Origin of the sequence: Pseudoalteromonas sp. L23, from assembly GCF_021728455.1 — a bacterium.
Taxonomy (GTDB): domain Bacteria; phylum Pseudomonadota; class Gammaproteobacteria; order Enterobacterales; family Alteromonadaceae; genus Pseudoalteromonas.
In genome coordinates this window covers 54,273-68,350 of the sequence record NZ_JAKKCW010000006.1, presented here as the reverse complement: position 1 = coordinate 68,350, position 14,078 = coordinate 54,273, and the positions used below count along the sequence as shown (strand labels likewise).

Here is a 14,078-nt window from a genome sequence, read left to right as displayed (position 1 = left end):
TGTAGCCAGAATACTGGAAATTAGCTGAAACAAAAAGCGCGAAACTCATAAGTTTCGCGCTTTATTGATTAATGGCGGAAGTGGCGCATGCCGGTAAACACCATTGCCATTCCCGCTTCATCAGCGGCGGCAATCACCTCTTCATCACGCATTGAACCACCCGGCTGAATTACCGCAGTGATACCCGCAGCCGCAGCGGCGTCAATGCCATCACGGAATGGGAAGAACGCATCAGAAGCCATCACAGAACCTGGAACTTCTAGGTTCTCGTCTGCGGCTTTAATCCCTGCGATTTTTGCAGAGTATACGCGGCTCATTTGGCCTGCGCCCACACCAATAGTCATCCCATCACGAGCGTAAACAATCGCGTTGGACTTAACAAATTTAGCGACTTTCCAGCAGAACAGTAGATCTTTTAGTTCTTGCTCTGTAGGTTGACGTTTCGAAACCACCTTAAGGTCGTCCAAACCAACCATACCTTGGTCACGATCTTGTACTAAGATACCGCCATTAACACGTTTAATATCAGTACCTGTGGTTTTGTTTGACCACTGACCACATTCTAGTAAACGTACATTTTGCTTCGCAGCAACGATTTGTGCAGCTTCTTCTGATACGCTCGGCGCGATGATAACTTCAACAAACTGACGCGCTACGATGGCTTCCGCCGTGTCGCCGTCTAGCTCTCGGTTAAAGGCGATGATACCACCGAAGGCAGAAGTTGGGTCGGTCTTAAATGCGCGGTCATAGGCGGCGAGAATGTTTTCATCTACCGCAACACCACAAGGGTTTGCGTGTTTTACGATAACACAAGCCGGCTTATCAAACTCTTTAACACACTCAAGTGCGGCATCGGTATCAGCGATATTGTTATAAGACAGCGCTTTACCTTGAAGTTGTTTAGCCGTCGCGACGGATGCTTCTTCAATGTTGTTTTCAACATAGAAAGCAGCGTCTTGATGCGAGTTTTCACCGTAACGCATATCTTGCTTCTTAGTGAATTGCATATTGATAGTGCGAGGGAATTTGGTTTCCTCTGCTGCTTCTCCCGTATAATCCGGAACCATTTTACCGAAGTAGTTGGCAATCATGCCGTCATACTGTGCGGTATGCTCGTAGGCCGCAATTGCAAGGTCGAAACGTGTCTTGTATGTTGTAGAGCCAGAGTTCGCCTTCATTTCTTCAATGACACGGTTGTAGTCACTCGCATTTACAACAATGGTCACGTCTTTGTGGTTCTTAGCCGCAGCACGAACCATAGTTGGACCACCAATATCGATATTTTCGATTGCATCTTCTAGGCTACAGTCAGCTTTCGCAACAGTTTGTGCGAAGGGGTATAAGTTGACTACTACCATATCGATTGCTGAAATATTGTTTTCAGTCATGACGTCTTCGTCTTGACCGCGACGTCCTAAGATACCGCCGTGCACTTTTGGGTGAAGCGTTTTAACGCGACCATCCATGATTTCTGGGTGGCCAGTGTAATCAGATACTTCTGTTACTTTAATGCCGTTGTCTGCAAGTAGTTTGCAAGTACCGCCAGTTGATAAAATTTCTACGCCTTGAGCTGCAAGTGCTGTGGCGAATTCAACGATACCGGTTTTATCTGACACGCTTAGTAGGGCGCGACGAATTGGACGATGTATATCCATGATGGTTCAGGTTTCCTCAATGATTAGTTAAGGGCTAGCTTAGAAAGCCGATATTTTAGCGCATTATTGTTAAGATGACGATGTTAAAAGGCGAGATAAACATGAGAAAAGTGCGATATGAAAAGGATAAATGTCCGCTAGATGCTGAATTTTAAACAATAAAAAAGCACCTGAAGGTGCTTTTTTATCAACTAAATTTTACTAGCAGTGCTTAGTTCATGCCGTATTTTTTTAGCTTCTTACGAAGTGTGCCACGGTTAATGCCTAAAAGGATCGCTGCACGAGTCTGGTTACCACGAGTATAAGTCATAACCTCTTCAAGTAGAGGTGCTTCAAGCTCAGAAAGAACTAACTCATAAACGTCTTGTACGTCTTGACCATTAAGCTGCTTTAGGTAGTGATGTACAGCTTTTTTAACTGCATCGCGCAAAGGTTGCGGTTTCTCTTGTGACTGAACATGAGCGTTAGTAATAAATGGAGAAGTCACATTTTGTTCGAACATCGTTATGTCTCTTTCTTAGTTAGCCTGAAGGATGAATAAATTCATTCACCCTAATGTTTCAAAATAGTCTTCTAATGCCTCGATTTGCGCTTCTGGCGTCTCCAAGGCATTGAATACTCGCCTAAATTGACCTTCTTGGTCATGGGCCTGCAAATACCAAGATACATGCTTGCGTGCGATGCGCGCTCCCATTGGCTCACCATAGAATTGATGAAGATTTACTAAGTGCTCCATCAATATTGCTCGAACCTCTGCTATTTCAGGTTCTGGCAAATGTTCACCGGTTTGCAAATAGTGGTCTATTTCTCGGAAAATCCAAGGACGACCTTGGGCGGCTCGACCAATCATAATGGCATCTGCGCCCGTGTATTCCAGCACCTGTTTCGCTTTTTCAGGAGACGTAATGTCACCGTTTGCTACCACAGGAATAGATACTGAACGTTTAATTTCTCTGATCGTGGCGTATTCAGCTTCGCCCTTATACATACATGCTCTTGTACGGCCATGCACGGCTAGCGAAGCAATGCCTCGACGTTCAGCTATGCGAGCAATCTCAACACCGTTACGATTGTCTGTGTCCCATCCTGTACGGATTTTTAACGACACAGGTACGTCAACGGCAGCAACCACAGCGGTGACGATTTCGTCAACCAACTCTGGATATTGCAACAATGCTGAGCCTGCAAGCTTCTTGTTCACTTTCTTAGCGGGGCAGCCCATATTGATATCTATGATCTGCGCACCGTTTGCGACATTAAATTGCGCTGCTTGCGCCATCAACTCAGGATCTGCTCCTGCGATTTGTACCGAGCGAATGCCCGATTCACCGCTGTGATCCATGCGATTTTGCGACTTATCGGTTTTCCACACTTTTGGATTTGAAGACAACATTTCTGATACCGCAAGCCCAGCACCTAGACGTCGACACAGTTGTCGAAACGGTCTGTCGGTGATCCCAGCCATTGGTGCTACGATAAGATTGTTTTCAAGTTGGTATGGACCAATACGCACTACAGTTTAATCCGCCTTACCTCAAGGGGCGCTAAGTTTACGGTTTTTTTCGCAAAAATCAAAGGTTATAAATTGAACATAATTGCTTTTTTTTTGAACTTTATGGGTTGACATTTGATAACAACCTGAGAGCCCAGATAATTTGCACGAAATTTATGCAAAAACAATTTTAAAGGTACAATTTGAGCCGAAAATTTAAGCTGTGAAAAATGCGTAAAGCCTGTTAATTACAGGCTTTACCAGTTAAAACTTACTAACTTTCATTGACTCGCTGATACTTTTGTCAGCGTTACGTTAGCAGCCTTATTTTTTCACACCGCTGACGCGCGTCCATTCACCCTGTTGAGCAATGTTGTCTAGCTTTAAAAATGGCGCATAAACATCCGCAACAGATTGCGCTTGCTCTTCTAAAATACCAGACATGGCGATGGCACCTTTGTCGCCCAAGAAGCCGAGAATGATTTCGTGTAGCTCTCTCAGCGGCTGTGCAAGAATATTAGCAACAACGATATCAGCACTGAATTGCGGCTGATTTTCAGGTAAATACACTTCTAGTTTATCTGCAACGCCATTGCGCTCGGCATTATCGCGGCTTGCGATAAGCGCTTGTGGATCGATATCAATACCAATCACACGCTCAGCGCCTAATTTGATTGCTGCGATGCCTAAAATCCCAGAGCCACAGCCAAAATCAACGACCGTTTTGCCGCTGAGGTCTTGTTGCTCTAACCATTGCAGGCAAAGTGCGGTTGTGGCATGGGTACCAGTACCAAATGCAAGACCAGGATCCAGTAGCACATTGACGGCATTGGGATCTGGCACATCACGCCAGCTTGGGCAAATCCATAATCTCTCGCCAAACTTAATTGGGTGGAAATTATCCATCCACTCGCGTTCCCAGTCTTTGTCTTCTAGCTGTTCAAGCTTGTAGTTTAACGGCTTGTCATATTGTGACTGGACAAAGTCAACGACTGCTTGCATATCATGATTCGCTTCAAATAAACCGATCACCGTTGTCTCAGGCCATAAGATGACTTCGCCAGGTTTTGGTTCGTAAACGGGATTGTTTTTACTATCCATGAATGTGACAGACGGACAACCGACATCCATAAGCATATCGCTTAACGCATCGGCATCGGCTTTATCTGAATAAATTCGGATTTGGATCCAAGCCATGTGTGTATACCTATTTAATCCAATTACTATAAAAAAGGCCGCTGAATAGCGGCCTTAATCTTATTTGCTACTTTTTAGCCCTTAACGTCTAAAAAGCTCTTTAATAGATCTGAGCGAGAAGGGTGGCGCAGCTTACGTAGTGCTTTAGCTTCAATCTGACGAATACGCTCACGTGTAACATCAAACTGTTTACCCACTTCTTCTAACGTGTGGTCTGTATTCATATCGATACCAAAACGCATACGTAGTACTTTAGCTTCACGAGCTGTAAGACCTGCCAGTACTTCGTTGGTTGCGCCACGAAGACTTTCCATCGTTGCTGAATCAATCGGCGACTCGATAGTTGTGTCTTCGATAAAGTCACCAAGATGTGAATCTTCATCATCACCAATTGGCGTCTCCATTGAGATTGGCTCTTTGGCGATCTTTAACACTTTGCGGATCTTGTCTTCAGGCATCATCATACGTTCTGCCAATTCTTCAGGACTTGGCTCACGGCCCATTTCCTGTAGCATTTGACGAGAGATACGATTCAGTTTGTTGATTGTTTCAATCATATGCACTGGAATACGGATAGTTCTTGCCTGGTCCGCAATTGAGCGAGTAATCGCCTGACGGATCCACCACGTTGCGTATGTTGAAAACTTATAACCACGACGGTATTCAAATTTATCAACCGCTTTCATCAGACCGATGTTACCTTCTTGGATCAGATCCAAAAACTGCAGACCACGGTTGGTATACTTTTTAGCGATTGAAATTACAAGACGTAAGTTCGCTTCAACCATTTCTTTCTTCGCACGGCGAGCTTTTGCTTCACCAATACTCATGCGACGGTTGATGTCTTTAATACGCTCAATGCTAAGGCCAGTGCTATCTTCAAACGCTTTAAGCTTGTTAACACAACGCTCGATTTCAGGTTTTACTTCAGCAAGTTTTACTGAGTGTTTTTCACCTGATGCAATTTCAGCATCGATCCATGCGGTATCGGTTTCGTTATTAGCAAAGTGCTTAACGAAAACCTTTTTTGGTACCTTGGCAATTTGAACTGCTTGCTTCATGATGATGCGTTCTTGAACACGCACTTTATCCATCATGTCGCGCATGTTATTTACCATGCGGTCAAATTGCTTAGGAACTAACTTGAAAGTACGGAAGTGATCGCCGATTTCCTGAATTGCAGCTTTCGCATCTGGGTGCGAGCGACCTTTACTTTCAAAAATTTCTCGCGCGGCATTGTACAGCGTACGAAGATGTTCAAAATGCTCGCGAGCTTCTTCAGGATCCGGGCCTGAATCGCCTTCTTCTGAGTCGTCATCTTCATCATCTTCATCATCTTCGTCATCCAAGTCTTCATCACTTAGCTCAGAACCGATGTGTGTTGCTGAAATTGGTGCTTCGTTTTCCTCGACAGCATTAGGATCAAAGAAACCAGAAACAATGTCGCTTAGGCGCATTTCTTCCGCTTCGTACTTGTCCCATTGTTCTAGAAGATAAGTAATGGCTTCAGGGTATTCTGCAACAGAAATCTGTACTTGGTTGATCCCTTCCTCGATACGCTTAGCGATTTGGATTTCGCCTTCACGAGTTAGAAGTTCAACCGTACCCATTTCACGCATGTACATACGAACAGGGTCAGTTGTGCGGCCAATTTCTTTTTCTACTGTTGCTAAAGCCGCAGCTGCTGCTTCCGCAGCATCCTCATCTGTTGTTGTTTCTTGCATCATCAACTCGTCAGCATCAGGCGCATTTTCAGAGACCTGAATACCCATATCGTTGATCATGCTGATGATATCTTCTACCTGATCTGAGTCTATGATGTCTTGTGGAAGATGATCGTTAACTTCTGCAAAAGTTAAATAACCTTGCTCTTTACCTTTCTGAATCAGAAGTTTGAGTTGTGACTGAGGAGATTGATCCATAGAGAAATTTGCTTCCACTCTGAAAAGTTGATACAACAGGCGCCAGCTATTTAACAGCTAAATTTTGATGACGCAGTGAATAGAACATTATAGCACCGAAAATTGCTATTGACTAGAACTTCTACTGTTTAAGCGCTTGGGTAAGGAGTGCGCATTCTAGCCGCTCATCATTTGTTAGGCCTTCGGTTTTCTCCTTTATTAATAGGGTCTCTAGGCGATAATTTAAACACTGATCTTCAATAAATTGAAAAGTATTTTTAAATTCGTCTTCTAGCCTATCTTCAGCAACGCCATGTTGCCACACGGCAAGCTTTTTCAAGGCATCAAATTCAGCTTGGTCGCGATAATGTTCAAGTAACTGCGCTGTGTTTATTTGCGGGTTATCGTGACATAACATTTGTAAGCTCAGTAGCAGCTGAATACCTGGGATCGCCATTTCACCGAGTTCAGGCATATACTCAACCGTTTGCGCAAGCTGTGGATGTTGGAGCAGTAAGCCAATCGCTCGACGCATTGGCGTGACTTTAAATTGGCGCTCAATTTTATTCTGCTGTTTGTTACTTGCCAATTTAGCACTAAGTTGCTCACGAGTACGACCAATTAATCTAGCTAAGGTAGTTAACAAACTCTCTTGGTAGTAGTCACTGGGTATTTTGCTGATCAGTGGAATGGCATCGGTAAGCAGCTTGGATTTGCCTGCATCATTTGTAAGGTCGCATTGCTCGCGTAATTTGGTAAACAATACTTGCGTATAATCGGTTGCCGTGTCCAGCCGCGCTTCAAAGGCGTCTTTGCCTTCTTGCTGTACTAATGAGTCTGGATCTTCACCATCAGGTAAAAAGACAAACTGTAGAGACTTACCGTCTTTTAAATTAGGTAAAGCATGGTCAAGTGCACGCCAAGCCGCATCGCGGCCAGCTCTGTCACCGTCATAGCAGCATATCACTCTGTTGGTATTTCGAAACAAAGTTTGCATATGTTCAGCTGTGGTTGCAGTGCCTAACGCGGCAACGGCGTAATCAATGCCTTTTTCTGCAAGGGCAACGACGTCCATATAGCCTTCCACAATCAACACTTTATCTAATTGCTTATGGGCTTGTTTAGCTTCATAAAAACCATAAAGTTCGAAACTTTTATGGAAAATGCGTGTTTCAGGCGAGTTTAGATATTTAGGGCCTTGATCTGCACCCATTATCCTTCCGCCAAATGCGATGACACGACCACGTTTATCACGAATAGGGAACATCAAGCGATCGCGGAAGAAGTCAAATTGGCGGCCAGCTGACTTTTCTGATGCTAATTTCAAATCAAGTAGCTGTTGTTTGTGCTCAGGCTTGCGGGCTATTTGATTACACAATGACTCCCATTCAGGTGGTGCATAACCAATCATAAACTTTTGTACAGTTTCGCCACTCAGGCCGCGGCCTTTTACGTAGTCAATTACTTGAGTGGCATTGCTATGATGTTTTAACTGATGCTGATAAAACTTAGCGGCTTGGAGCATTAAGTCATAATCAGACTTTTTTTCTTCCATTGAACGCTGCGGCCCTTGCGGGGCGTTTTCGCGTGGTACTTCTAAGTTTAATAGGGCGGCTAATTCTTCAATAGCATCGACAAACTCAAGCTTGTCGTATTCCATTAAAAAGGAAATTGCGTTGCCATTAGCACCACAGCCGAAGCAATGATAAAACTGTTTATCACGTGACACGGTAAATGAAGGCGTTTTTTCATTGTGAAATGGACAGCAGGCTTGATAGTCTTTTCCTGCTTTTTTTAATCCCACACGACCGTCTATGAGCTCGACAATGTCCGCTCTTGCGAGCAAGTCATCAATAAACTGTCTAGGGATTTTGCCTTTCATTTAAGTTCCGAAGTTATATTAGTGAGTGAGCGCATTATATCAAGTAGCAACGAGAAAAAATCAACTTAATTCAATTAAGGTATCTTATTAGCGCTGCATTGATACGCATGACGCCTAAAACGAAGAAACCGAGCACTAGGCTCGGTTCACTTATCAATCATACAATTGTATGTGGGCTTAAGCGGTAAGTCTTTGCTTAATTAAACCAGAGACTTTACCCATATCAGCACGACCTTCAGCTTCTGCTTTAATCGCACCCATTACTTTGCCCATGTCTTGCATGCCTGACGCACCAGTTTGTGCAATCACGGCATCAATTAGCTCGACAAGTTCATCTTCGCTAAGTGGCTTAGGAAGGAATGTCTCAAGTACGCTAATTTCGTTAGCTTCGATATCAGCTAAGTCTTCACGCCCTGCATCTTTATACTGGGTATAAGAATCGCGACGCTGCTTAACCAACTTAACTAAAACCGCAGTAATGCCTGCGTCGTCTAGTGTAGTTTGGTTGTCGATTTCTCGCTGTTTAATTTCAGCAAGTACCGCACGAATCGCGCCAAGACGAAGTTTCTCTTTGGCTTTCATCGCTTCTTTTTGCGCGTCTTTTAGCGTAACTAATAAGCTCATTGATACAAGACCAATACTGATTAGTATAATTTAACGCGACGTGCGTTTTCGCGAGAAAGCTTCTTCATGTGACGCTTAACCGCTGCAGCTTTTTTGCGCTTACGCTCAGCAGTTGGCTTCTCGTAGTGCTCGCGACGACGAACTTCAGAAAGGATACCTGCTTTTTCACATGAACGTTTGAAACGACGTAGTGCAACGTCAAACGGCTCGTTTTCTCTTACTTTAATTACTGGCATTAAAAATTCACCTACCTAATTAATGAGCTTAGCTCTATCTGGCTAAAAACTAGCCAATTGGTTCAAAAATGGTGCGGTATTGTAATCTGAAGCAAGACCGCATGTAAAGCCTAAATTATAGCTAAAAACACCAGCCCTGTCATGTCATACGCTAGCGGCTGTTTTTTCATTCTTTATGAGGGAATTTCAGCGCTGATAAAGGCGGCAGATCACTTGTCCTGCATGCTTTTCTTTAATCACTTGCCAATTTTCTGGTGTTTCAGGTTGTGCCTCTTGTTCAAATTCAACGTAGATGAGTGCGTCTTCGCTGAGCCAAGATTGTGATTCAAGTAAGTCACAACAAGGAGTCACAAGCCCTTTGCGAAAGGGTGGGTCAATAAAAACCAAGTCATATTGCTGTTGCTTAAGGTTATTTGCCAGCATGGTTAACGCGTCGGTATTAATGATTTCAACGTTATCCAGTTTGAGTAAAGTTGCATTATTGCTAAGCTGCGTCGCCGCGGTTTTATCCAGTTCGATAAAAGTTCCGCTTGCAGCGAAGCGTGAAATAGCCTCAAATCCTAGACTGCCAGCACCGGCAAAGCAATCGAGTACTTTTGCGTCTCTTACGTCCTGCATGAGCCAATTAAAAACGGTTTCTTTCATTCTATCTGTTGTTGGTCTTAATCCCACAACATCATGAACTGGTAACTTGCGACCTTTATGCTTACCACTGATCAGGCGGATGAAACCAGACTGTTTGGTATTTGACTTAGGCTTAGATTTTCTCATAGCGACGTAATTTGCTTCTTTATTAAAGGTTCTTGGTGTCAGGATTTTTCATCCTTACGGAACATGGTACACTTGCACGCAATTTTGTCTAAGCACTAAGGTTGCCATCCTCGGCTTGCCTTTCGAGCCCAAAATTAAGTGTGATATCAATCCAAGTAAAAGCAATAAGCTGATGCGGATTGGCGTTTTCGAGTATGGTAGCAAGATCATCAACATTTTGCTTTGGGTTTATGCAATTTATCTAACACGGTCATAAGTGAATATGGGAAAGAAAAACAAATTTTTATCTTGGTTGGGCTTTGGTAAATCCGATAAAGAGCAACAAGAAGCTGAGCGCCAAGAACAGTTAGCAAAAGAACAAGCTGAGCGTGAGGAAGCAGAACGCCAGGCGCAATTAGCGAAAGAACAAGCTGAACGTGAAGAAGCAGAGCGCCAGGCACAATTGGCGAAAGAACAAGCTGAACGTGAAGAAGCAGAGCGCCAGGCACAATTGGCGAAAGAACAAGCTGAGCGTGAAGAGGCTGAGCATCAGGCACAATTAGCAAAAGAACAGGCTGAGCGTGAAGAAGCGGAACGTCAGGCGCAATTAGCGAAAGAACAAGCTGAACGTGAAGAAGCAGAGCGCCAGGCACAATTGGCTAAAGAACAAGCCGAGCGTGAAGAGGCGGAACGTCAGGCACAATTAGCAAAAGAACAAGCCGAGCGTGAAGAGGCAGAACGCCAGGCGCAATTAGCGAAAGAACAAGCTGAGCGTGAAGAATCAGTGCGTCAGGCGCAACAAGCAAAAGAACAAGCTGAGCGTGAGGAAGCAGAACGTCAGGCGCAATTAGCGAAAGAACAGGCTGAGCGTGAAGAAGCGGAACGTCAGGCACAATTAGCGAAAGAACAAGCTGAGCGTGAAGAGGCAGAACATCAGGCACAGCTAGTTAAAGAACAAGCCGAGCGTGAGGAAGCAGAACGTCAGGCGCAACTTGCAAAAGAACAAGCCGAGCGTGAGGAAGTAGAACGTCAGGCACAATTAGCGAAAGAACAAGCTGAGCGTGAAGAAGCAGAACATCAGGCACAACTTGCGAAAGAACAAGCTGAGCGTGAAGAAGCAGAACGTCAGGTACAACTAGCGAAAGAACAAGCTGAGCGTGAAGAAGCAGAACGTCAGGCACAACTTGCGAAAGAACAAGCTGAGCGTGAAGAAGCAGAGCGTCAGGCACAATTAGCGAAAGAACAAGCCGAGCGTGAAGAAGCAGAACGTCAGGCACAACTTGCGAAAGAACAAGCTGAGCGTGAGGAAGCTGAACGCCAGGCACAATTGGCTAAAGAACAAGCCGAACGTGAGGAAGCAGAACGCCAGGCACAATTTGCGAAAGAACAGGCGGAGCGTGAAGAAGCAGAACGTCAGGCACAACTTGCGAAAGAACAGGCTGAGCGTGAGGAAGCAGAGCGTCAGGCACAATTAGCTCAAGAACAAGAAAAGCCGAAAAAAGAAGGTTTCTTCTCCCGCCTTAAAAAAGGCTTGTTGAAAACCAAGGCCAATATCGGCTCAGGCTTTGCTTCGGTATTCAAAGGCAAGAAAATCGATGATGAGCTGTTCGAAGATCTAGAAACGCAATTGCTAACGGCTGATATTGGTGTTGAAACCACGATGAAGCTAATAGATAACCTGACTGATGCCGCTGATAGAAAGCAGTTAAAAGACGGTGAAGCTTTATATGATCTAATGAAAAAAGAAATGTCAGAGATCTTAAAAACGGCTGAGCAACCGCTCGAGATCCCTACCGATAAGAAACCTTTTGTTATCTTAATGGTCGGCGTAAATGGCGTTGGTAAAACGACAACAATCGGTAAGCTTGCCAAACAGTTTCAAAGCGAAGGTAAATCTGTCATGTTGGCGGCTGGCGATACTTTCCGCGCGGCTGCGGTAGAGCAGTTGCAGGTATGGGGTGAAAGAAACAGTATCCCTGTTGTTGCCCAGCACACAGGTGCTGATTCTGCGTCGGTGGTATTTGATGCCTTCCAAGCCGCTAAAGCGAGAAATATCGATGTATTAATAGCGGATACAGCGGGTCGATTACAAAATAAAGATAACCTAATGCAAGAGCTTGAGAAGATAGCTCGAGTAATGAAAAAGTTAGACCCAGACGCGCCACATGAAGTGATGTTGACGATTGATGCCGGAACTGGTCAGAATGCGATTAGCCAGGTAAAACTGTTTAATCAAGCGGTTGGCTTAACTGGTATCACGTTAACTAAGCTTGATGGTACAGCCAAAGGTGGGGTTATCTTTGCTGTGGCGGATCAGTTTAAGGTGCCAATTCGATATATCGGTGTAGGTGAAGGCATTGATGACTTACGCACCTTTAAGAGTGATGATTTTATCGAGGCATTGTTCAGTCAAGAATAAATAGAGACATCAGTTGCAATAAAGCGGGCAAATTTGCCCGCTTTATTCGATTGCCGAATTGCTACAATGCCACGGACTGAGTGTCATGGTTAAAATAAGTATAAGAGGCCAACATGATTAAATTTGAGCAAGTGAGCAAAACTTATCCTGGTGGGCACAAAGCACTGGAAAAAGTGAGCTTTGAACTTGCAAATGGAGAACTCGCATTTTTAACCGGCCACAGTGGCGCTGGTAAAAGTACATTATTAAAGTTGGTTAGCGTGATGGAAAGGCCATCAGCAGGCCGTGTCTACATTAATGGTGTCGATCTCAATACGGTATCTAACCGGCAAGTTCCTTTTGTTCGCCGAGATATTGGGATTATTTTTCAAAACCACCGCCTACTCGAACGTTACAGCGTATTTGATAACGTCGCACTACCTTTAGTTATTGAAGGTACTCACCATAAACAGATCACCAAAAGAGTACATGCCGCTCTGGACAAGGTGGGTTTGCTTGATAAAGCAAAGTGCCATCCGAGTGTGTTATCTGGAGGTGAACAGCAACGTGTTGGCATAGCAAGAGCGATTGTTAACTCGCCGCCTTTGCTGCTTGCAGATGAACCTACGGGGAACTTAGACCCAGAACTATCGATGGAAATTCTGAACCTATTTGAAGAATTTAATCGCCGTGGTACATCCGTTCTTATCGCTACTCATGATTTGGGGTTAATAGCACGTATGAAATACCGTAGCTTCACGCTTAATCAAGGACGCATGCTACAAGATCCGCTTGCGGAGGACACGCTATGAGTTTGCTGTTTAAAGGACGAGGAAATCAGGCTGAACAGAGTAAAAAATCGATATTTCATCATTTTTACTTTTTTTGTTTGATGATTATTCGTCAAGGTGTACAGAGCCTTGGGGAAATGTGGCGTACGCCAATGGCCTCTTTAATGACTATTCTAGTTTTGGGGCTCAGCCTGACATTGCCCGCGACGCTTTATGTGGTAGTGAAAAATGTACAGCAGGTAAGTAGCGGGTTTAAAGAGGCATCTGAAATATCATTGTTCGTTAAAGATGAAATGACTGAGGCACAGACACAAACTCTGGTGAAGCGACTTGCACTCTATCCAGAAATAGAAAAAGTAGTACTGATAAGTAAAAGCCAAGCTTTGGATGAATTTAAGTCAATGTCAGGCTTTGGTCAGGCGCTTAACTATTTAGAAGAAAACCCGCTGCCTAATGTTGTGCTGGTAACGCCTGTTAGTCGTTTTAGAAAACCACAAGCCGCAACAGAGCTTCTTACTAAACTTGAAAAAGAGCGCGAGGTCGAGTTTGGTAAGCTGGATATTGAATGGCTAGAGCGCCTAAATGCACTACTGGGGTTACTAAAAGAAAGTGTGATCACCGTGGGGTTTCTATTGCTTAGCGCCGTTATCTTGATTATTGGAAATACCATACGCTTATCCATCATGGACAAGAAAGAAGAAATTCAAGTGCTAAAACTGGTGGGAGCGACCAATACCTTTATTCAGGCTCCGTTTCTTTGGACTGGTGTATGGTATGGCATAGTCGGTGGTTTGGTTGCCTTTATCTGTGTTGGCCTTATGTTGTGGTGGCTGGAGTCAGCTGTATCTACAGTTGTTGGGGTATATCAAAGCAACTTTGTGCTTCAGGGAATGGCAGGGAATGAACTGTTAGTGCTACTTGGCACTGCAATTACTTTAGGGTTTGTAGGCTCTTTTCTTTCTGTACACCGTTATATCAAAGAGATTGAACCTGAAAAGGTATGATTTAACGCTACAAACACCAATCGACTGCTAAAGTGTAGCAGTCGGTTGCCAATTACTATCAGATTTTAGCACTCAAACAATCAGAACTAATTAAATTTAGCACTGTCATAAAAAAATAATATCGTAAAAAGAAGCCTAGTTAATTCAA

12 protein-coding genes are annotated in these 14,078 nt (G+C 44.1%); 3 read left to right on the top strand and 9 right to left on the bottom strand.

The window, feature by feature from the left end:
- Positions 1-68: 68 nt before the first annotated feature.
- The 9 genes from purH to rsmD form a co-directional block, all read right to left on the bottom strand.
- A complete protein-coding gene (purH, locus tag L3V43_RS11845; RefSeq protein WP_237116655.1) occupies positions 69-1,655 on the bottom strand; it encodes a bifunctional phosphoribosylaminoimidazolecarboxamide formyltransferase/IMP cyclohydrolase in 1,587 nt (528 codons plus the stop codon).
- Positions 1,656-1,866: 211 nt separating this feature from the next.
- Positions 1,867-2,157: a DNA-binding transcriptional regulator Fis gene (fis, locus tag L3V43_RS11840; RefSeq protein WP_010374122.1), complete on the bottom strand. Its 291-nt coding sequence runs from the start codon at positions 2,155-2,157 to the stop codon at positions 1,867-1,869.
- Positions 2,158-2,202: 45 nt separating this feature from the next.
- On the bottom strand, positions 2,203-3,168 hold the full coding sequence (dusB, locus tag L3V43_RS11835) for a tRNA dihydrouridine synthase DusB (protein WP_010374120.1): 966 nt from the start codon (positions 3,166-3,168) through the stop codon (positions 2,203-2,205).
- A gap of 303 nt (positions 3,169-3,471) precedes the next feature.
- Positions 3,472-4,344, bottom strand: coding sequence for a 50S ribosomal protein L11 methyltransferase (gene prmA, locus L3V43_RS11830; protein WP_010607189.1), 873 nt, complete (start codon positions 4,342-4,344; stop codon positions 3,472-3,474).
- Positions 4,345-4,418: 74 nt separating this feature from the next.
- On the bottom strand, positions 4,419-6,266 hold the full coding sequence (gene rpoD / locus L3V43_RS11825) for an RNA polymerase sigma factor RpoD (protein ID WP_102057550.1): 1,848 nt from the start codon (positions 6,264-6,266) through the stop codon (positions 4,419-4,421).
- 121 nt (positions 6,267-6,387) lie between these two features.
- Entirely contained in the window at positions 6,388-8,127 is a 1,740-nt protein-coding gene (gene dnaG / locus L3V43_RS11820; RefSeq protein ID WP_010607191.1) for a DNA primase, read from the bottom strand.
- Between the two features lie 177 nt (positions 8,128-8,304).
- Positions 8,305-8,751 (bottom strand): GatB/YqeY domain-containing protein, encoded by a 447-nt coding sequence (locus tag L3V43_RS11815; RefSeq protein WP_010607192.1) that lies wholly within the window; start codon positions 8,749-8,751, stop codon positions 8,305-8,307.
- 20 nt (positions 8,752-8,771) lie between these two features.
- A complete protein-coding gene (gene rpsU / locus L3V43_RS11810; RefSeq protein ID WP_010362466.1) occupies positions 8,772-8,987 on the bottom strand; it encodes a 30S ribosomal protein S21 in 216 nt (71 codons plus the stop codon).
- Positions 8,988-9,173: 186 nt separating this feature from the next.
- The gene (rsmD, locus tag L3V43_RS11805) at positions 9,174-9,758 is read right to left on the bottom strand and encodes a 16S rRNA (guanine(966)-N(2))-methyltransferase RsmD (protein WP_010607193.1); all 585 of its coding nucleotides are present in this window, start codon (positions 9,756-9,758) and stop codon (positions 9,174-9,176) included.
- A gap of 262 nt (positions 9,759-10,020) precedes the next feature.
- Here rsmD and ftsY point away from each other — a divergent pair, with 262 nt between their 5' ends.
- The 3 genes from ftsY to ftsX all read left to right on the top strand — a co-directional run bounded on the left by ftsY (position 10,021) and on the right by ftsX (position 13,930).
- Positions 10,021-12,156 (top strand): signal recognition particle-docking protein FtsY, encoded by a 2,136-nt coding sequence (ftsY, locus tag L3V43_RS11800; RefSeq protein ID WP_237116656.1) that lies wholly within the window; start codon positions 10,021-10,023, stop codon positions 12,154-12,156.
- A gap of 113 nt (positions 12,157-12,269) precedes the next feature.
- Positions 12,270-12,947 carry a cell division ATP-binding protein FtsE gene (ftsE, locus tag L3V43_RS11795; protein WP_017218471.1) on the top strand — a complete coding sequence of 226 codons (678 nt, stop codon included), beginning with the start codon at positions 12,270-12,272 and terminating at the stop codon, positions 12,945-12,947.
- Complete coding sequence (gene ftsX / locus L3V43_RS11790) at positions 12,944-13,930, top strand: permease-like cell division protein FtsX (protein ID WP_010607197.1); 987 nt, start codon at positions 12,944-12,946, stop codon at positions 13,928-13,930. The genes ftsE and ftsX overlap by 4 nt, the downstream gene beginning before the upstream one ends.
- Positions 13,931-14,078: the final 148 nt, after the last annotated feature.